Genomic DNA, 20,604 nt, shown 5'->3' with positions numbered 1-20,604 from the left:
ATATAAAGTAGTTCATTGCCATGTAAGGGAATATTCAGAGTAACCTTGACATGGTAGAGGTCAGCAGTTCGAATCTGCTTAGTCCTACCAAAATTTATACTTACTGCTCAGTAAGTTACGAAAGCCGAACCCAGTGTTCGGCTTTTTTGTATCTGATTTGGGACCAAAAAGGGACCAGATTGATACCACTTTGATCCCATCTTTAGTTTTTTAGTTTTAATTTACGACCTCTACACATCTTTTCTTTTCAGTGATAGGATGACACCTAATAAAATTAATTAGGTTGAAGTCTGTTCTGTGTTTTACGGTCATCTGTTCAGCTTCAACCAGTAGTGGTTGCTAGGTCATTGCTGATGAAGAGCCGCATTGAGCGAATCAGTTCAATGTGATTACGATATGTCGGTCCTTACTGTTATAATCAGGGTTTTAAAAACTGGTTTAATTGGATAAACAAGACACATGGCAAATGAAGGTCTGAAACAAACGGTAGTAGCGAAGCCAGATAGATCTTCCCATATAGCGCAGTTGCCACAAGCAACCAGAGATCGCATTGCCCATATTGATTTCACCTTATTGTTTAAGGGAGAAGCGGTGCGGGCGGATTTAGTTGATCGCTTCAGCATAGCCGCCACACAGGCAACGAAAGACTTCACAATGTACAGAGAGCTTGCGCCGGGCAATATTGAATATGACCAAAAGCTCAAGTTACATAAACGTGGTGAAGCATTTGAAGCCTTGTTCGATTATGACGTCGTTCGAACACTGGCGACGATCAGCCAAGGGTTCGGAGATGGCTTTACTGGTAAGGTAAAACCAACTCTTGCTTGTGAAGCGCCCTATCACCTTAACAAGCCTAATTTATCGATAGTGGCTAAGGTTACCGAGGCCATACATAAAGGCAAAGCCTTGCTTATAACCTATGTGTCTTTTTCTAGTGGTGAAACAACGCGTGAAATTGTACCACATACGCTGGTGGACAATGGCCTACGTTGGCACGTTCGAGCATTCGACCGCAAGCATGGCCAAAGCGGAGCGCCAAATGGATTCCGTGACTTTGTACTGACCCGAATTAAAGCTGCGGTTGTGCTTGAAGCGACAAGGTTGTCCGAAGTTGAGCTCGAAACGCAAGACCGGCAATGGAACCATCTTGTTGAGCTAGAACTGATACCTCATCCTAAACTAATGCATCCAGAAGCTGTATCTATGGATTACTCTATGAAAAACAATAGGTTGCGTGTAGAGATAAGGGCCGCGTTCGCTGGATATTTTTTGCGTTTATGGAATGTCGATTGTTCAAAGGGCGGAAAGAGTAATGGTCGGGAGTTTCATTTAGCACTAAAAAATTCAGAAGCACTGCACGACGTTGATAATGCTAAGCTCGCTCCAGGGTACAGCGAATTGTGAGAAAGTACGATGATCGTTAAAGAATATGTAGGAGATTTAAACGGCGGTAGTTTGCTACTAGCAGATGCCCGAAAAGTTGCTAATCTACTGTCGAAGTATCCATCTAATGAACAGTTCAAAATTGAAATTGTGGAGAATAATATTCTCCAGCGTAATTCTATTCACAGCGCACTTCGAGTAGCGAATACCCTGAATCATAGGCTAGAGGCTCTAGGGCATTGTTTCTGGCAGGACCTACAAGGCACATACGGCCAAGAGTACGCTCAACTATTGATGCTCTCACTGATGATTCAGTCTCCGATAGTTACTGATTTTATGCAACAGGTATTGGCTGAATATAGCCGTCAATACAAACCAAATCTCGAATCTAACTCTTGGGATCAATTTATAGATGCTCAGTGTCGACGAATACCGGAGCTGGCAGAGTACTCAGAAGGAACTTTAGACAAGATGCGGAAAAACCTATTTCGAGCTTTGGTAGAGTCTGGCTACATCAATAATGTCCGTTCCAGAAAGCTGCAGTCTGTCTTTATCTTGCCAAAGACAAAATTTCAGATCGAGCGTTTAGGCCGATCAGAGCTGATCCCAATTATGGAGTGCACAATATGAAGGCTCTTCAGACCAGGCTTGATCTGATATTGGAACGAATTGAAAGCCCTAAGTTTTTGAAAAACGATGGTTTGGGCAATGAAATTGGATTTTGGGTATTTGACTATCCAGCCAAGTATGAACTGCTTGTACGAGAGCACCTTAAGCACGTTAACGAAAAACTCAACAAGCGTGGTTACCGCTTTGTCCATCTCAATATTTTTGAAGTCTTGATAGATATGCTTGAGGAGCGAGGCCTTTTCGACCGAGCTTGCCAGCGTGAATTGCAAGTCGGTGTTGATGGCCTTCGAAAAACACTAGCCGGGCCTCTGAGCCAAGAGAAAGTGGCAAGGTATATCACGGACAAATATAAGCCATCAGAACTTGAGTTTGTGTTGCTGTCAGGCTTAGGCAGTGCGTGGCCTCTTGTTCGAGGGCATGAGTTACTTAGTGCTCTGCAAGACGTTATGGGTAGCACGCCATTAGTGCTTTTCTATCCGGGTGAATATAGCGGAAGGGATTTGCATCCTTTCGGCATGATCGAATCTAAAAACTACTATCGCGCCTTCAAGCTTGTGCCTGAAGACGGTAAAAAACCTTTTACTGACAATAAGAAGTAGAGCAGGGAGCCTCCCGAATGAAAATTGAACAGATTTTTTCCAAGAAGTTAACGCGTGATATTAACGGCGTTGTTAAAGCGGAACAGAAAGACAATGACAGTGTGTATGTCGAACTTGATGAATATGTTGTTACCCGAGAGCTAGATCGACATTTTCGAGCTTTCTTTGAGGCTTATGAGCCATCTGTGACGCAAAGCGGCGCATCAATGTCTGGTAAAATTGGCGTGTGGATTTCTGGCTTTTTTGGCTCGGGCAAATCTCACTTCCTGAAAATTTTATCTTACCTTCTTGAGAACAAATCTGTTGAAAAGGATGGCCAAGGCCGCCAAGCATTTGAGTTTTTCAAAGACAAGATTAACGACGCCATGCTGTTGGCGGATATCCAAAATTCTGTTACCAAAGACACTGACGTTATTCTTTTTAACATCGATTCACGAGCCAACACGGATGACCGAGAAAATGCCCTTCTTAAGGTTTTCCTCAAAGTATTTAATGAACGTGTAGGATACTGCGCTGATTTTCCTCATATTGCTCACTTAGAACGCGAGCTTGATAAGCGTAATCAATACATTTCTTTCAAGGACAAATTTGCTGAGTTGACCCAATCAACTTGGGAAAAAGAGCGTGACGCCTATGACTTCTATCGAGACGAACTTTCAGAAGCACTCGCTCATGCCAGTGAGCAATCATTAGAGTCTGCCAAAGCATGGGTTGAGCAGGTTGAAAACAATTTCCCGCTAGATATCCGAAACTTCTGTAAGTGGGTCAATGAATACTTAGATCGAACTGGGGATCGTAACCTTCTTTTCTTAGTCGATGAAGTCGGTCAGTTTATCGGTAAGAACACACAAATGATGTTGAAGCTTCAGACTATTACTGAAGATCTTGGCACATATTGTGGTGGCAGAGCTTGGGTCGTTGTTACCTCTCAGGCTGACATTGATGCTGCCATTGGAGGTATGGATAAGCGTGATGGCGAGGACTTTTCTAAAATTCAGGGGCGTTTTAGTACCCGCTTACAGCTGTCGAGTTCGAACACCTCGGAAGTTATTCAAAAGCGTTTGTTGTCCAAAACAGAACAAGCTCGTACACACCTCATCGATGTCTTTGCTGAAAAGGGCGACATTCTTCGTAACCAGCTGACATTTGATAAAACGACAACCGCTTCTCTAAAGGGCTACACCGACGCTCCGTCTTTCGTGGACAACTATCCGTTTGTGCCTTACCACTACACGCTGGTTCAAAAAGTGTTTGAGTCAATTCGAACAAAAGGCGCGACGGGTAAGCACTTAGCCATGGGTGAGCGTTCATTACTTGATGCTTTCCAATCAGCTGCAAAACAGATGAAGGACTCTGGCCTTGATGTGTTAATCCCGTTTTACAGTTTCTATGCACCGATTGAAAGCTTTTTGGAGCCAGCGGTTAAGCGAACGATTGACCAAGCCTGCGAGTTGGATTCCTTAACAGAATTCGATGGCAAGATTCTAAAAACTCTTTTCTTGATCCGTTATGTGGACGTTGTCAAAAGCACACTAGACAACCTTGTAACGCTGTCAATTGATCGAATCGATGCAGATAAAATTGCGCTGCGTAAACAAATTGAAGAGAGCTTGAATCGTCTTGAACGCCAATTGCTGATTGCCCGTAATGGTGATGAATTTATCTTCCTGACCAACGAAGAAAAAGAGATCGAAAACGAGATCCGCCACACTGACGTTGAAATGTCAGAGGTCTCTAACAAGCTTTCAGCAATCGTATTTGACGGTATTTTGAAAGGTAATCGTGCCTATCGTTACCCGATTAATAAGCAAGACTTTGCGGTGAGCCGTTTTTGCAATGGTCATCCAAAAGATGGCACCACGCTGGAAGACCTAGTCATTAAAGTCATTTCACCTTTGGATTCACACTTTGAAAATTACTCCCACGATCAAGCGTGCATCAATCATACGCTTGAGGCTGATGGGTGCGTGCTCGTCAAGCTGGGCGAACATAAGCGTCTTTGGGATGACCTGACAACCTTTATTAAAACTGACCGATTCTTAAAACAAAATTCAGGACAGCGACCAGAGCAAGAACACCTTCTCCGCGAAAAGCAGATGGAAAATATTGAGCGTGAAAAACGCTTAAGAACGGATTTTGAAGCTTTATTTGCAGAGGCTGACGTTTACGCTATCGGCACAAAACTACCGAAGAAATCAGCAACGCCAAGTGCCATCGTCGAAGAAGCATACAAATACGTTATCGAAAACACCTTCGCTAAATTGAACATGCTCAAGGCGACACCTGGTGAAGTTTTGCGCGAGCTACAGGCCGTACTTGTTGCTGATGATATTGCTCAGATTGGACTGGATCTTCAAGCGGATGAATGTAACCCAGAAGCTACGCGTGAGGTTGAGCAGTACGTAACGCTAAAAGTCGAGCGTAATGAGCCTGTGTACTTACGTGACATCGTTGCTCGCTTCGGCAAGCGCCCATACGGCTGGCCAGACAATGAAATCTTATTGCTCACTGCAAGGCTGGGCTTGGCTGGAAAGGTATCTTTTAGTACCCAGGGCACAGATCTGGCGTTGAAAAAAGCTTACGAGCCGTTTACCAGTGTGCGTAAACGCGGTGAGATCCGTGTACATAAGATCAGGCAACATGACGAGCGCCAAATTAAAAAGGCTGCTGGTCTTGTTAAAGAGATCTTTTCTAAAACCTTTACCGGCTCTGGTGAGAAGGAGCTCTACGAATTAGTGCGCGATGAATTACTGGCTTGGAATGAAGAGCTTAAATCATTCAGAACCAAGTCACAGACAGGCCATTTCCCAGGTAAATCTCAAATTGACGATGGTCTTGCATTGGTCGCGGGTATTCTTGAGCAAACTTCAAGCTTCGCCCTTATCGCTAGATTCTTAGAAGACGCTGATGCCCTTGAAGAGTTTGCTGAGGACTTTGAGGATCTTGATGACTTCTACAATAGCCAATTTCAAACTTGGCAAGCCCTTGCTGGCGCATTGAACGAGAAGTTTAAGGCCAATAGACCTGCGTTAGAAAAAGACAGTGAAGCATTAAAAGCGCTCACTGAATTAGAACGCATTTACAATATGTCCTCACCGTATGAGCAGCTGCGCCACATTAATCCGCTTATCGAGCAGGTGGCAAAAGTTAACTCAACATTGGTTGAAGAAAAACGCACTCATGCCTTAGAGCGTGTTGACCTGCGCATCAGACGTGTAAAAGAAGCGCTAGCTGAAGCTCATTCACCGTCTGCACTACAGAACCAAGCACTGCGCCCGTTACAAATGTGCAGACAGCGCATTGAAGCAACCTCTTCAATACCACAAGTTATCAGTGAGCAAACTGAAGCGGAAGGTTACGAGGACGAAGCCTATGAGTTGCTGAATGGCTTTATCGAAGATCAACGCAAAAAAGCTGAAGCTGAGCAAAGACGTCGTGAACTCGAACAGAAGAAACGCGAAGAAGAAGCAGCGAAAGCCGGTAGGGCAGCTCCAGCACCTGAGCCAGCCCCTGAACCAGTGCAGCCACAGCCGGTTGCAAAACGTACCGTAACGATTAGCCCAACCGATGCCATGGCTAAGTCAGTAGCAACCGGATTCATTGAAAGTGAAGCCGAAGTTGATGCCTATCTTGCCGCTTTAAGAGAGCAGTTGATTGCTGCTGTCAAAGCTGGTGACCGCGTAAGAATTAAGTAAGGGGCTTATTATGATCAAAAGAATAAGCGTTAGCGCATTCAAATCGTTAGTTGATTTTGAGTTAAACCTTGACTCGAAGTTTAACTGCATCATTGGTTTAAACGGTGCAGGGAAAAGTTCGGTTTTACAATTATTTAGCTATGTATCTGCACTTATTGAAGGAAAAATTGACCGTTGGTTAAGTGAAAGAGGTTGGGAAGAAAAAGATGTGGCTTCTCATTTCTTCCCCACACGAGAAACGTTTGACCTTGTACTCGATATTGAGCTTTCAGATAAGCAATTGCGTTGGGAAGCAACTTACAACTGGAAAAGAGGCCTGTGTACAAGTGAGACTTTAACTGATTTAGCCAACGGTCAGCAGCTGTTACGTCTATATCAGGGAAGACTCAAAACTAAGCGTCACAGTTTACCGGACCTAATTTTCAAATATTCAGGTTCAATATTGTCTGCTTTGGATGATTCGGCTTTACCGCAAGAAGCCGTCATTTTTCGAAATTTTATGACTAATGTTGATAGTCATGACCTTTTATCGCCTAAGGTCATGCGTTCAGGTCGTTTTGCTTCAGCTGGAAAAATAGGTAGTGCAGGTGAGTACTTGATTAGTTATATCCACAATTTGGAAAAGAGTGCGCGAGATACTTTGCGAACAAACTTGTATGGTTATTTTCCTCAGGTTGTGAATATTGATACTAAAACTGAGTTGGATGGCACATTAAGCCTTTTGCTAACAGAGCGGTTTTATAATGAGGATGGCTCTCACACCGATGTTGTAACTAATGCCAAGCATATCAACGATGGCATGTTGCGTATTTTAATTATACTGGCAAGTCAAAGATCTAGTTCGAAATTCCAGCAATTTGATGAAGTTGAGAATGGTGTAAATTCTGAGATTACTGAAAAGCTCGTTGAAACATTTATTCGATCACCACAACAAGTATTGATAACGACTCATAGTCCAATAATCTTGAATTTCATTGATGAGGAACTTGCAAAAAACTCCGTACACCTAGTTTATAAAAATAGCCAGGGTCATACTAAAACAACAAAATTTTTCGATCTCGATTCTACCGCTAGAAAACTGGAAGCATTAGCTCCCGGCGAAGCTATGTTGGACCTCCACTTGTCCGATGTGGCAAAGGAAGCTGAAAAATCTCGAATCGAGGGGTTGAAAAAATTATGATTATGCATCTGATTGCTACAGGTGAAGGGCCAACTGACATCGGTATTAGCCAGAATGGTTTAGGGGTATCAAACGGTGAAGACTTTCTACAAGGCCCAATGTACGCCCTGCTTATCAAGCTGTTAGAGAACTGTTTACCTGAGTGGAATCAAGGCCAAGATTTTACGCATACCTTTATTTATCGTAAAGAGTTAGGGCAAAGAGCAAAGGCTAGCAAAGTAAGACTTCCGAGCAAAGATAAAGCGGTAAAAGGACATTTAGAACATGCTAAACGAGCTGCTGCGCTTGCTGAATTCACAAAAGAGAATTTTCCAGAAACATGGGCTAATAGCCTATCCGTATATTTTCATGACTGTGACGGTACACGATCTGAATTAGACCGTGAACCAGAAATGCAAGCTAATCGTGTCAAAGCCGTTTTATCTGGTTTTAAGGCTGCAGAGTACGAACATGGCGTTGCCATGATTCCTAAACCTACATCTGAGTCATGGATCATTTGTTCGGTTAAAGAAAACCCATATTGTCACTGCCAGAACCTAGAAACGGATCTTTCTGGCAACGACCGTTCAGCAGATAGAGCTCCGAAAGTTGTCCTAGGAAATGCAATAAATAATCATGACTATTGCCGTGAAGATCTCAGTACTCTTATAGCGGCAATTGATGTTGACCGATTAGAGGACATGCCAAGCTTCCGTCAGTTTAAGAGTAATGTTATCGCAGTTGTTGAAAAAGCTTGTGGCGAAGTGAGGAATTAATTTATGAATACTGCAAAACTAAAAAAATATGCCCCTCAAGCAAGACGTGAGTTTATCACCGCTGTTTCAAAACAATTTAATCAGCTAGGTATATACAGCGACAAACAGATATCAGAGGTAAAACAAGAAGGTTCAGTATTACTAATTGAAGGTAAAACTTTTGAGCCTAGCGTAAAAACTGCCAGAGAGCGATTGGTCAAAAAGGTTCAGGCAATGGGCTATAACCAGCTCGTGGAACAGGTAGCTTATACTTGGTTCAACCGCCTATGTGCTATTCGCTATATGGAAATCCATGACTATCTAGGCCACGGTTTTCGTGTTTTGTCGCACCCAGACAACCCTAAAGGCTTTGAAATTATCGACCATGCCCAAGACGCTGCGGATGAACTCGGATTAGATAGAGCTCACATTGTTGAACTCAAGCTTGCGGGCAACAAAGACGAAGAGCTGTATCGTGAACTGCTGTTAGGCCAGTGCCATAAGCTTCATGAAGCGATGCCTTTCTTATTTGACGCATTGGACGATGAAACTGAGTTTCTTCTACCAGACAACCTAACACGTACCGACTCAATTCTGCGTGGATTGGTAGACAGCATTCCTGAAGAGGACTGGCAACAGGTAGAAGTGATTGGTTGGCTTTACCAGTTTTACATTTCTGAAAAGAAAGATCAGGTAATGGGTAAGGTGGTCAAGAGTGAAGACATCCCTGCCGCCACCCAGCTATTTACACCCAACTGGATTGTAAAGTACCTGGTACAAAACTCAGTCGGTCGCCAATGGCTGCAAACCTACCCAGACTCTGCCATTAAAACGCAGATGGAATACTACATTGAGCCTGCTGAACAATCTGACGAAGTTAACCAACAGCTAAAGGCTATTACGCCAGAATCTATTGAACCTGAAACCATCAAAGTACTTGACCCAGCTTGTGGTTCGGGCCACATATTGATTGAAGCCTATAACGTGCTAAAAGCCATCTACGAAGAGCGTGGTTTCCGCTCTCGTGACATTCCAAAGATGATTCTGGAGAACAACCTCTACGGCCTAGACATAGATGATCGTGCAGCGCAGTTATCTGGCTTTGCGCTGATGATGATGGCTAGAGATGACGATAAGCGTATTTTTACCCGTAACGTGCGACTCAATGTACTGTCATTGCAGGAAAGTAACCATATTGATCTACCGACCTTATGGAAAGCACTCAACCTATCGGGAAGTTGGCAAAGCGGCACGTCCCAGGGCTTGTTCTCAGATGAAGAGCAAGATTTAAGCTCGTTCAATGCAGACAACCGCTACCAACTGCTGAAGCGAACATTGGAAAGATTTACTCAAGCCAAGACCTTTGGTTCTTTGATTGATGTTCCAAGCGATGACCATGAACAGCTAAAAGAGCTCCTGAGCACGCTAGTAGAGCTACAAGAGTCAGGCGACTCAATGCAGAAGCCTGCGGCGAAGCAATTGATTGAGTTTGTTCACCAGGCTTTGATTTTGTCAACTCGTTACGATGCAGTGATTGCTAATCCCCCGTACATGGGGAAAAGGAATATGTCTCCAGTTTTAAAACAGAAAATAAAAGTAGTCTATCCAAACACTTGGACAGACTTATTTGCTGTTTTCTTAGAGAGGGCATTTGAGTTATTGAAAAGTAACGGCCTGAATGCACAAGTCAATATGCACTCGTGGATGTTCTTATCATCATATGAAAAGTTCAGAGAATCACTTATTCATGATAAGACCGTTTTGACTATGGCGCACTTTGGGGCAAGAGCCTTTGGGCAGATTTCTGGTGAAGTGGTCCAAACTACAGCTACGGTCCTATTAAACTCAAGCTATAGAGATTATATTCCTACATTTTTTAGACTTGTTTCTGGAGCAGAGCAAGATAAAAAGAATAATCTCTTAAATAAAGAAAACAAATATGCCCAATATAAAATTGAAGACTTTATGAGCATCCCTGGTTCGCCAATAGCGTATTGGATTAGCCCCACGCTGCACGATGCATTTAAAAGTAAGGATAACATCGATAGTATATCCCCACCAAGAATCGGCATGATGACATCCGATAATGAAAGGTTTCTGCGGAATTGGAGTGAAATCAATTTTGAAAAAATAGGCTTTAACTTTAGGTCTAGAGAGGCTGCCGCTGACTCAGGAGTAAAATGGTTTCCATACAACAAGGGTGGCGGTTATAGAAAGTGGGCTGGATATCAAGAGCTAGTTGTCAATTGGAAAAATGGAGGCGAAGAAATAGCTGAAGCTGGAATGACTAGCTTCAGAGGGAAGGACTTTTATTTTAATAAAGGTTTGACATGGTCAGATATTGCTACGGGTGATTTTTCTTGTAGATATACAGATGTAGGATTTATTTTTGACATTAAAGGAACCTCTGCGTTTCCAAATGAGAATGATATCGGATTGGTTGCAGGGATTCTTAACTCCAAGGTTGGAACTTATATTCTTAATTTTCTGAATCCGACAATGTCATATCAAAGTGGGGATATTAGGCGAATTCCTATTCCTGATTCAGTGAAAAAACTTAAAAGTGAGTTGTCTAATATTGTTTTCTCATTGATAGAAGTATCACAAGAAGACTGGGATAAATTTGAGTCATCATGGGGTTTTAAAAGAAGCCCTCTATTAGAATACTCGACTGAATTAATAAGCGAGGCATTTGCCATAGCGGTAGATAAGTGTCGTGAGAATGTTAATAAAACTATCGAGCTAGAAGAGGCTCTGAATAGTAAACTTATACCTCTCTATGGCTTGGACAGTGAATTAAGCCATAAAGTGGCCCCTTCATCCATCAATCTATTTTGCAATGCAGAGTTTCATGCGCCTAATTCTGAAGGTTGGTTGGAAAGCTCCCTTACTGTTAATTTAGTTAGCTTTGCAATAGGTGTGATGATGGGAAGATACTCACTTGATCGCGAGGGGGTGGTTTATGCTTCTGCTAATAACCAAGGCTTTGAGGATCTAGTTTCTGAGCAGGCGTTCTGCACGTTCCCAGCCGATGAGGATGGCATCATACCTCTAACTGAGCAAGAGTGGTTTAAAGATGATGCTACGAATCGTTTTCGCGAGTTTGTTCAGGTCGTATGGGGTGAGGAACACTTACAAGAAAACCTCGATTTTATTGCCGAATCACTATGCTTAAATGCTATTAAACCACTCTCTAAAAAAGGGCAGTCTGAATCAGCACTGGAGACGATTCGCCGCTATTTATCAACCCAGTTCTACAAAGATCATCTGAAGACTTACAAAAAACGCCCTATTTATTGGCTGTTTAGCTCAGGCAAACAAAAGGCTTTTGAGTGCTTGGTTTACCTGCACCGTTATAACGAGGGCACGCTTTCGCGTATGCGTACCGAGTATGTCACCCCGTTACTAGGCAAATACGATGCTTATGCAGAGCAGCTTGAGAAGCAGATTGAAACGGCAGACTCGACCATTGAAGCGAACCGCTTCAAGAAAGAGTTGGATGCTTTAATCAAGAAACAGGTTGAGCTACGAGAGTTTGATGACAAGCTAAAACACTACGCCGATATGCGTATTTCACTGGATCTTGATGATGGTGTGAAAGTGAATTACGGCAAGTTTGGTGATCTGTTGGCTGATGTTAAGGCCATTACTGGTTCGGCCCCGGAGGTTAACTAATGCAGATTAGCGAACTGGCACAAGGTGTCGCTGCCAAGCTCGAACAAAGTCGCATTGTGTTTTGGTACGACCCAGAGCAAAGCTTTACTGAAGAGCTTGAGCATTTAGCTAACGTCCTATCTATTGCAAAAGAAACAGACGATAAATCGGCGGATAAAACGGCAAGGGTGCTACCAAATGATTTGACCATCCTCAATATGGGCAATGAGTCTGTATTGGCAGTGAAAAAACGCATTGAAGTAGATGAGCGTGAAGCTAAATTCCTTATCTATTTTCCAAGCGCTGAGCCAGAGCCTGACCGCGATTGGTTGCTAGACGTGCGTTTGTATAGCGAGCAGTTTTTTGCTGATCACAGCTCAATGCTGCTTAATGAGCTGGGTATCCCGAAAATGGCGCTACGCACGCACATTCGTAAGCGCCAGAGCTTTTTTGCCAATAAACAGCGCATAGCCGGTTTAAAAAAGTGGGTGACTGAGAACGAAGACGAACTGACGTTAGACAGGAAGATGATGGCAGTGGTTGTAAAAGCTGATTCTGCGTCTTTGTCGGACATTCTGCTTGGGTTACTACGCGCTTATTCCACGGCGCTAGACGCGCCCGCCGATGGCGCTGACGGCTTATCTGAAGATGAAAGCCTTGGCCAGCCCGATGCCTTTAAACAAGTATGGAGCCAGCTAGGAAAGTTTGATCTTGAGACCTCACTCTGGGCCTATCTGAGTGAGGGTTTTGGCTATACAGTCGAAGAGCCAACCTTCTCAGACTTCGTGTTGAAATTATTCTGTACTGAATTCTGGAGCCAAATTGAAGGTGTTGAACGCGATTGGTTGCTTAACAATGTTCTAAAAAGCGCATCAGGCCGGGCGACAGCCTTGGCGTTTATGGTGAGCTGGCGCGACAGCCGCTCTTTCGCGGCTTACTACGAAAGCATCTCTAAGGTGCTTAGCCAACAGTTGGAAATTTCGACTCGTGCTGGCCAGTACCATCCAGTTGAGCTTATCGAATGCGAAACGTTCGAGGCTGTGGAACAGGCCATAATCCGTGGTTTAGTTCGTGATTTGCTCGATAGCAGTAAAGCGCTAGACCGGGTTCAGTTTGATACGGTCTTATCAAGACGTCTTGCTAGCCACTGGACATTGTCACGCAAAGAATATTTCGCAATTTATGAAGCTATCCGCAACGCTGAAGAGTTAATGCACTTGCGAAATCGCTATGTGGACGGGTTCTACTTTGATAACGCGAAGGCAATGTACGACGCTTATACCACAGACATTTATCGTTTTGACCAAGCTTACCGTTTGTTCAATGAACATGTGCACTCTGTATTGAGTAAAGGTGCAGACATACTGCGTCAGCTCGACGACGAAGTCGAAAGCATTTATACCAACTGGTACTTATATGAGCTTGGCCTTGCCTGGGATCGTCATTTGGCCAATGAGAAATTACTTGAAAAGTGGCAGATTTCTGGCGTACCGCACCAGTATGACTTCTATGAAAAAGAAGTTCGCACACGACTGAGTCTGAAACAGACAAAACGAGTGTTTGTGATCATCTCTGATGCCCTGCGTTTTGAAATTGCGAATGAGCTTGGCGCTATCATTAACAACGAGAAGCGATTTAAAGCTGAGGTGTCTACGCAGTTGGGTGTTTTGCCGAGTTATACCCAACTTGGGATGGCGGCATTATTGCCTCATAAAGCACTCAGTTACCAGCCAGAACAAGGCACGGCTGTTTATGTGGATGGTATTTCTTCACAGGGTTTAGACAACCGCAACGCCATCCTACAAAAAGTAGGTGGTATGGCGGTGAGCTCTAAGGAGCTGATGAGCTGGAGTAACCAGGAGGGGCGTGACAAGGTTCGAGACGTAGAAGTCGTTTATATCTATCACGATACCATTGATGCGATTGGTGATAAGGCAGCAACTGAAGAGAAAACGTTTGAAGCCTGTCGTAGTGCCATTGAAGAGCTAAAAGACCTCGTTGGGCGGGTCATCAACCGTCTAAATGGAAGCCGAGTTGTGATCACTGCTGACCATGGCTTCCTATTCCAACAAAAAGCACTTGTAGCGGCAGATAAAACCTCATTGAAAACTAAACCTGCTGGTGCGATAGAAGCCAAGAAACGTTATATCGTTGGTAATAACTTGCCTTCAGATGAAGCCTGTTGGAAAGGCTCAATAAACGATACGGCTCATGGCTCTAGTGGCTCTTCATATCAAGCAGAGTTCCTGCTTCCAAAAGCGGCTCAACGGTTCCACTTCGTTGGTGGTGTCAAGTTTGTGCACGGCGGAGCGATGCTACAGGAAGTCTGCGTACCGGTACTGCATGTGCGAGAGCTGCAAAAAGAACAAGCAGCAAAACATGAGAAACAACCGGTAGGTGTTGTAGCAGCCACTCAGCCCATCAAACTAGTAAATAATATCGACAAGGTCAGATTTATTCAGACAGACCCAGTAGGCGAGCGTTTTGTCGCACGGTTGTTGGATGTCTATATCGTCGATGCACAAGGTAATGAAGTCTCCAGTCGTGAAACGATTAACTTTGATAGCGTGAGTAAAGTGATGGATGAGCGTACTCGCGAAGCCAGGTTAAAACTTATTGGTTCGCAGTTCGACAGGAATGCTCAATACACATTAGTTCTTGAGAATGCGGAAATGAGAACCCGTTATAGCCAATATGCGGTAACCATTGATTTGGCATTCCAAGATGATTTTTTCTAAGGTGCTGGGGTGAAACATGACAACTGATTTTTCACAAGATCATAAAGACGAAAAAAATCAGATGCAAAGCGCCGATTTAGACGCATTGCTCAATCAATATTTTAAAGGCCGTGTCGTTCGAAAAGATCTGACCAAGCAATTGAAAGAAGGCGCTAACGTCCCTGTCTATGTGCTTGAGTATTTACTAGGCATGTATTGTGCGTCCGATGACGACGAAGTTGTAATGCAAGGCCTTGAGAATGTGAAAAAAATCTTGGCCGAGAACTATGTCCGACCTGATGAAGCGGAGAAAGTGAAGTCACTTATCCGTGAACGCGGCACGTTTAAAATCATCGACAAAGTAAGCGTTAAGCTCAATCAGAAAAAAGACGTCTATGAAGCTGCGTTGTCGAACCTGGGGATCAAGGATGCCCTTGTACCGACCAAAATTGTACAAGACAACGAAAAACTATTAACTGGCGGTATCTGGTGCATTATTACCGTGCAGTATTTCTTTGAGGAAGGTCAGAAGACATCACCTTTCTCAATTATGAGTTTAAAACCGATACAAATGCCGTCCATGAACATGGATGAGGTGTTTTCAACCAGAAGACATTTTAGTACCGATCAGTGGATGGATGTGTTGCTTCGTTCCGTGGGTATGGAGCCAACTAACTTAGAGCATCGGGTGAAATGGCATCTTATCACTCGCATGATCCCATTCGTTGAAAACAACTACAACGTGTGTGAGCTCGGACCAAGAGGGACAGGTAAGAGCCATGTCTACAAAGAGTGCTCACCAAACTCATTGCTTGTCTCGGGCGGACAAACAACTGTGGCGAACTTGTTCTATAACATGAGCTCGCGCCAAGTTGGTTTGGTTGGTATGTGGGATGTTGTCGCATTTGATGAAGTAGCGGGTATTACCTTTAAAGACAAAGACGGCGTCCAAATAATGAAAGATTATATGGCGTCAGGGTCTTTTGCCCGTGGTCGTGATTCAATCGAAGCGAAGGCTTCCATGGTATTCGTCGGTAACATCAATCAAAGCGTTGAGACACTGGTGAAGACCAGTCATCTGCTGGCACCTTTTCCTGATGCCATGATTGACACTGCTTTTTTTGACCGTTTTCATTCCTATATTCCTGGATGGGAAATACCGAAGATGCGTCCCGAGTTTTTCACCAATAGTTACGGATTAATCACAGACTATCTTGCTGAATACATGCGTGAAATGCGCAAAAGAAGTTTTGCGGATGCTATCGATAAGTTTTTCAAACTCGGTAATAACCTTAATCAGCGTGATGTAATTGCTGTGCGAAGAACTGTTTCGGGCTTATTAAAGCTATTACACCCCGACGCACAGTACACAAAAGATGATGTAAGAGCCTGCCTGATCTATGCGCTGGAAACTATTAACCCGGCGGTTAAAATTATCTGGTATAATCACTGAATGAACGAAAAAATAGACACAAGAAAACTTACCACTCCAGAACTCGCTAGGCTACGAAAGCAAGTTGTCAGACTGCGCGAAAAAGACTTCTCTTTTAAAGACATATCTGAGATGACAGGTGTCCATGTAGACACAGTTGGCCGTTGGTATAGAGACTACTTAAAACGTGGAAAGGCAAGCTTTGAGTATAAAAAACGTGGTCGAGAAAAAGGCTCATTTGGCAGTCTAACCAAGGCACAAGAAGCTCGAATTCAGCAAGAAATCACCGATAAAATGCCTGATCAATGCAGGCTGAATTTTGCCTTGTGGACACGTCGTGCGATCCAACAGCTCATCAAGCAATTGTGGGGAAAAGATATGCCAATTAGAACCATTGGAGACTATCTAAAGCGCTGGGGATTTACCCCACAAAAGCCACTGAAAAAAGCCTATGAGCAAAACCCTCGAAAAGTGTCCAAATGGCTTGAGGAAGAGTACCCCTCGATCAAGGAAAGGGCCAAGAAGGAAGGGGCAGAGATACATTGGGGTGATGAAACGGGCCTTCGTAATGATAGTCAGCATGGCCGAAGTTTTGCTCCTAAAGGCAAGACACCAGTCCAAGTGATTCCAGCAAAGCATTGCCGAATCAATATGATTTCTACTATCACAAACCAGGGAACAGTACGCTTTATGACCTACGCTGACAACATGACAGCAAAAGTACTCATTCGCTTTATGAAGCGATTGATCTCCACCTCTAAGAAAAAGGTATTTCTGATACTCGATAATCTTCGAGTACATCATGCAAAATTAGTAAAAGAGTGGTTAGCCAAGCCGAAAATCAAAGAGCAAATAGAAGTCTTTTATTTACCTGCCTACTCACCTGAACTCAATCCAGATGAGTATCTAAACTGTGATCTAAAGGCAGGTGTGCATACAGGCGATGCTCCAAAGAATGGAAAGGTTTTAAAGGATAGGGTGGTCTCTCATATGAGAGGGTTACAGAAGAATCCGAATCGAATCAAAAAGTACTTTAAGCACAATTCAATCCGTTATGCAGCATAGAAGACATAAATCTCCGCCGGGTTAATAGACGTAGAGTCAAAGAGCAATTGAAAAAGCTTGGCGGAATGGAATTTTTTGATGTGCACTTTAGCTACATCGATAGCGAGTCATTAGAAGAATTCTTCGTCAATGTACCGGAACAAGGTGGCAGCAAGCTAATTCCTGAGGGCTTACCTCGCGCTGGTGTCGTGCATTTGGTTACTCAGGGAAGCACTGGGCAGCTTGGGTTATATCGCTATGAAACCCAGATGATGGCTGGTTCTGGTAAACACTCAGTATCTGGCCTTGGTTCGAATACCGCAGCGAAAGAAGCTGTGCGTGTTGGCTTTGATTATTTCAAAGGTAACCTGAATAGAATCAGTGCGTCGGCGAAGTTTTCTGATCATGAGTATCACCTCCATGTTGTTGAGCTGCACAATACAGGGCCAAGTACAAAGTCATCGCTCGCTGCATTGATTGCGTTCTGTTCAATTCTGATGAACCGACCGATTCAAGAGCAGATGGTTGTTTTGGGTGAGATGACTCTAGGTGGTGTCGTCAATCCTGTTCAAGATCTTGCAGGCAGTCTTCAGTTAGCTATGGACAGTGGCGCAAAGCGTATTTTGCTCCCAATGGCCTCAGCCTCAGATATTCCTACGGTTCCTGCTGAGTTGTTCTCAAAATTCCAGATCAGCTTTTATGCAGATCCCGTCGATGCCGTGTTTAAGGCGCTTGGGGTTAATTGATTAGGTGTCGTATGACGCGCCATTTTATGGAGTAATTACAGGTATGTTTACCAAAGCTCGTTTCTTTAAATGTGCATTGCAGGTGAATCCGGCTGGGTACATAAAATATCGTGGGCAACAGCAGACCATCACGGAAGATGAATACAACCAAAATCTGCTTGCGGCATCACTGGAAGCGGGCGTAGAGGTCATTGGATTGGCTGATCATGGTTCAGTAGATGGTGTTGATAAAATCCGCAACCTTTTTGTTGAGAATGGGATTGTTGTTTTCCCCGGCTTTGAGATTGCGTCAAGCGAGAAAATTCACTTTGTTTGTCTGTTTGATGAAAATAAAACTTCGCAAGAACTTGAACGGATTTTGGGTCGCCTAGATTTGCTTGATCCAGAGGATGGTATATTGCCGACCAACCTCACAGCAATTCAGCTGATTGACAAAGTGAATGAGATAGGTGGATTTATCTTTGCAGCACACTGCATAAATGATGATGGTGTGCTCAGTCGAAAGATGAACCATGTTTGGAAACATGAAGGATTGATGGCAGCTCAGATACCAGGCGATAAGTCGATTGAAGATCTTAAAGGAATAGAAAATGATTTCTACCGTAAGGTCTTCATCAACAAAGATCCTAACTATAAGCGCGAGCGCGAAATGGCTGCTATTAACTCCTCAGACGTTGCAAAACCAGAGGATATCAAAGCGTCGGGTGCTTCTTGTTTGATTAAAATGACCAACCCTTGCTTTACTTCCTTTAAGCAAGCCTTTTTAGATGCAGGTTCGAGGGTTCGTTTGAATTCAGATAAGCCAGAAAGCTATGCTTCGGCAATTGAGCGTATTCGAGTTGTTGGTGGCTATCTGGATAGCGTCGATATTGAACTATCGGATCATCTCAATGCTGTGATTGGTGGTCGTGGCACTGGTAAGTCAACCTTGTTGGAATGTATTCGCTATGCTTTCGGTTTAGAACCTAAAACACCTAACGCAGTCAAGCAGCACAAAAGTGTCATTGATACTAACCTTGGGAAAGAACGAGGTTTAGTTGAAATTACGTTGCGTTCATCAGTTATGCACGGTCGCAGATTCAAAGTAAGCCGAAAACACGGTAGTGATCCTGTGGTGGTTGACTCGCAAGAAAATATATCCCCCTATCTTCCTACGGATCTTTTGCCTGGTATTGAGCTTTACGGGCAAAACGAAATCTATGAAATGACACGCGATGAACAAAGTCGTAATCAGCTCATCGAACGTTTTCTTGAGGGCGAACATGAAAAGTTTGATGCAGATATCGCTGACGTTTTAGCAAAGTTAAAAGATAATCGAGAATCCATCAAGCGAGTGCTAGGTCAGAAAGATGACATTGAAGCAGAGGTCGAGCGCTTACCTAAGTTATTGGATCAGGCAAAACAGTATCAAGCATTAGGTATTGATGAAAAGCTGGAGCTTATTCCTAAACTTGAAAAAGAAAAACAGTTGAATGATCAGATTGGTGAAGATGTTGCAAGCGTCCAACTGGCTATCGATGCGCTCAAAGACAGTTTGCCAGATACCTTGTATTTAAGTGATACCAATTTGGATGGCTTACCTCATACTGAGCTCTTGAAGCAGCAGCGTGAAGTCTTGAATGTCCTGAAAACAGGCGTTCAACAGATATTAGTACAGTTAGAACAGCTAACTTTAAATGCAAATCAACAGTTGTTACCGTTCAAGCAATCTTTATCAGAAAAACAGCAGTTTGAAGAGCAAAAACTTGAGTTGGCTTTTAAGGGTATACCTGCAAGCCAGGGTAAAACTGGCCGACAAATTGGTGCTGAATATCAGACTCTGTTAAAACAAATTGAGCAGATACGCCCTAAACAAACCACCTTGAAAGATCGCCAGACACAAATTGACGAATTGTACAACTCGCGAAAAAAGCTGCTTCTGGAGTTAGAACAACACACAAGTGCGCGTGCGAGTAGTATTACTAAATCTGTTAAAAGGTTAACAAGAAAACTGGAGCAGAAGGTACGGCTTACCCTACAGCCAGAAAGTGGCCGCCAAGAACTTGTGAATTTTCTGACTGGGTGCAATTTAGAGGGGGTTGGGCCTAAACGTCTCGCCTGGGTATTAGAAGGGAACTTCTCTCCAAGCAGTTTAGCCTCGACTATCCGTCAAGGAGAGTCGGAGCTAGGACGAAAGCTTGGCATATCAGGCACTGTTGTTTCAGCTTTAATTCGTCTTCCAGAAGTAAAACTAATGGAACTGGAAGAATTGCAGTTACCGGATACCATGGCGATTGAGTTAAATGTGACTCATGGAGAACAAGAAGCTGTATTTAGGTCAATTGATGAATTATCGACGGGACAGCAGTGCACTGCTGTTTTGCACTTATTGCTGTTGGATAATCAAGACCCATTAATCCTTGATCAACCTGAAGATAATTTGGATAACGCATTTATAGCTGAAAGGATAGTCGCAGAACTACGTAGGGCTAAACTGAGTCGTCAGTTTCTATTTGCAACACATAATGCCAATATTCCGGTTTTCGGTGATGCTGAATGGATTGGCGTTTTGAGCGTAGAAGATAATAAAGGGCTAATTCTTCCAGAACAACAAGGTGCGATCGATGTTCCCAATGTTCAGGCTTTAGCCGCAGATATATTAGAGGGCGGGAAAAGTGCATTCAATCAGCGTCGTGAGAAATATGGATTCGTGTAAAGCACTATCTTGGAGTTAATCACTAAGAATCAGTTCCGCACCTCTTTGAAACCGTGAAATTAGCTCGTATGTTATTCTTCTACAAGAATTATCAA

General features: G+C 43.5%; 12 protein-coding genes. All 12 read left to right on the top strand.

Annotated features, from left to right (window positions below; translation table 11 throughout):
- Positions 1-459 precede the first annotated feature (459 nt).
- The 12 genes from AC0VYI_RS18085 (at position 460) to AC0VYI_RS18030 (ending at position 20,509) form a co-directional block, all read left to right on the top strand.
- On the top strand, positions 460-1,404 hold the full coding sequence (locus AC0VYI_RS18085) for a WYL domain-containing protein (RefSeq protein WP_475444645.1): 945 nt from the start codon (positions 460-462) through the stop codon (positions 1,402-1,404).
- Positions 1,405-1,413: 9 nt separating this feature from the next.
- Positions 1,414-2,013: a DUF1819 family protein gene (locus AC0VYI_RS18080; protein WP_475444644.1), complete on the top strand. Its 600-nt coding sequence runs from the start codon at positions 1,414-1,416 to the stop codon at positions 2,011-2,013.
- Positions 2,010-2,612, top strand: a complete 603-nt coding sequence (locus AC0VYI_RS18075) for a DUF1788 domain-containing protein (protein ID WP_475444643.1) — start codon at positions 2,010-2,012, stop codon at positions 2,610-2,612. Before AC0VYI_RS18080 ends, AC0VYI_RS18075 begins: the two co-directional genes overlap by 4 nt.
- 17 nt (positions 2,613-2,629) lie before the next feature.
- Entirely contained in the window at positions 2,630-6,307 is a 3,678-nt protein-coding gene (gene brxC, locus AC0VYI_RS18070) for a BREX system P-loop protein BrxC (protein WP_475444642.1), read from the top strand.
- Positions 6,308-6,317: 10 nt separating this feature from the next.
- A complete protein-coding gene (locus AC0VYI_RS18065; RefSeq protein WP_125891678.1) occupies positions 6,318-7,487 on the top strand; it encodes an AAA family ATPase in 1,170 nt (389 codons plus the stop codon).
- Positions 7,484-8,242 carry a hypothetical protein gene (locus AC0VYI_RS18060; protein WP_000605305.1) on the top strand — a complete coding sequence of 253 codons (759 nt, stop codon included), beginning with the start codon at positions 7,484-7,486 and terminating at the stop codon, positions 8,240-8,242. The genes AC0VYI_RS18065 and AC0VYI_RS18060 overlap by 4 nt, the downstream gene beginning before the upstream one ends.
- 3 nt (positions 8,243-8,245) lie before the next feature.
- Positions 8,246-11,896 carry a BREX-1 system adenine-specific DNA-methyltransferase PglX gene (pglX, locus tag AC0VYI_RS18055; RefSeq protein ID WP_475444639.1) on the top strand — a complete coding sequence of 1,217 codons (3,651 nt, stop codon included), beginning with the start codon at positions 8,246-8,248 and terminating at the stop codon, positions 11,894-11,896.
- On the top strand, positions 11,896-14,613 hold the full coding sequence (gene pglZ / locus AC0VYI_RS18050; RefSeq protein WP_475444637.1) for a BREX-1 system phosphatase PglZ type A: 2,718 nt from the start codon (positions 11,896-11,898) through the stop codon (positions 14,611-14,613). The genes pglX and pglZ overlap by 1 nt, the downstream gene beginning before the upstream one ends.
- A gap of 16 nt (positions 14,614-14,629) precedes the next feature.
- On the top strand, positions 14,630-16,045 hold the full coding sequence (gene brxL / locus AC0VYI_RS18045; RefSeq protein WP_475444635.1) for a protease Lon-related BREX system protein BrxL: 1,416 nt from the start codon (positions 14,630-14,632) through the stop codon (positions 16,043-16,045).
- Positions 16,046-17,089: an IS630 family transposase gene (locus AC0VYI_RS18040; protein WP_475444633.1), complete on the top strand. Its 1,044-nt coding sequence runs from the start codon at positions 16,046-16,048 to the stop codon at positions 17,087-17,089. It begins immediately after the preceding gene.
- Between the two features lie 65 nt (positions 17,090-17,154).
- Positions 17,155-17,814: a S16 family serine protease gene (locus AC0VYI_RS18035; RefSeq protein WP_475444631.1), complete on the top strand. Its 660-nt coding sequence runs from the start codon at positions 17,155-17,157 to the stop codon at positions 17,812-17,814.
- 43 nt (positions 17,815-17,857) lie between these two features.
- Entirely contained in the window at positions 17,858-20,509 is a 2,652-nt protein-coding gene (locus AC0VYI_RS18030) for a TrlF family AAA-like ATPase (protein ID WP_475444629.1), read from the top strand.
- Positions 20,510-20,604 lie beyond the last annotated feature (95 nt).

The organism is Marinomonas sp. 63XJN7_9_ISO-PGPR-S23-217 (assembly GCF_056173515.1).
This window is presented reverse-complemented; position numbering and strand designations above follow the sequence as displayed.

Excerpts from the sequence above, each read along its gene's own strand:
- AC0VYI_RS18035 (WP_475444631.1), top strand. The coding sequence starts at position 17,155 with ATGGAATTTTTTGATGTGCACTTTAGCTACATCGATAGCGAGTCATTA.
- AC0VYI_RS18080 (WP_475444644.1), top strand. The coding sequence starts at position 1,414 with ATGATCGTTAAAGAATATGTAGGAGATTTAAACGGCGGTAGTTTGCTA.
- brxC (WP_475444642.1), top strand. The coding sequence starts at position 2,630 with ATGAAAATTGAACAGATTTTTTCCAAGAAGTTAACGCGTGATATTAAC.
- AC0VYI_RS18075 (WP_475444643.1), top strand. The coding sequence starts at position 2,010 with ATGAAGGCTCTTCAGACCAGGCTTGATCTGATATTGGAACGAATTGAA.
- AC0VYI_RS18065 (WP_125891678.1), top strand. The coding sequence starts at position 6,318 with ATGATCAAAAGAATAAGCGTTAGCGCATTCAAATCGTTAGTTGATTTT.
- pglX (WP_475444639.1), top strand. The coding sequence starts at position 8,246 with ATGAATACTGCAAAACTAAAAAAATATGCCCCTCAAGCAAGACGTGAG.
- AC0VYI_RS18040 (WP_475444633.1), top strand. The coding sequence starts at position 16,046 with ATGAACGAAAAAATAGACACAAGAAAACTTACCACTCCAGAACTCGCT.
- brxL (WP_475444635.1), top strand. The coding sequence starts at position 14,630 with ATGACAACTGATTTTTCACAAGATCATAAAGACGAAAAAAATCAGATG.
- AC0VYI_RS18085 (WP_475444645.1), top strand. The coding sequence starts at position 460 with ATGGCAAATGAAGGTCTGAAACAAACGGTAGTAGCGAAGCCAGATAGA.
- AC0VYI_RS18030 (WP_475444629.1), top strand. The coding sequence starts at position 17,858 with ATGTTTACCAAAGCTCGTTTCTTTAAATGTGCATTGCAGGTGAATCCG.
- pglZ (WP_475444637.1), top strand. The coding sequence starts at position 11,896 with ATGCAGATTAGCGAACTGGCACAAGGTGTCGCTGCCAAGCTCGAACAA.
- AC0VYI_RS18060 (WP_000605305.1), top strand. The coding sequence starts at position 7,484 with ATGATTATGCATCTGATTGCTACAGGTGAAGGGCCAACTGACATCGGT.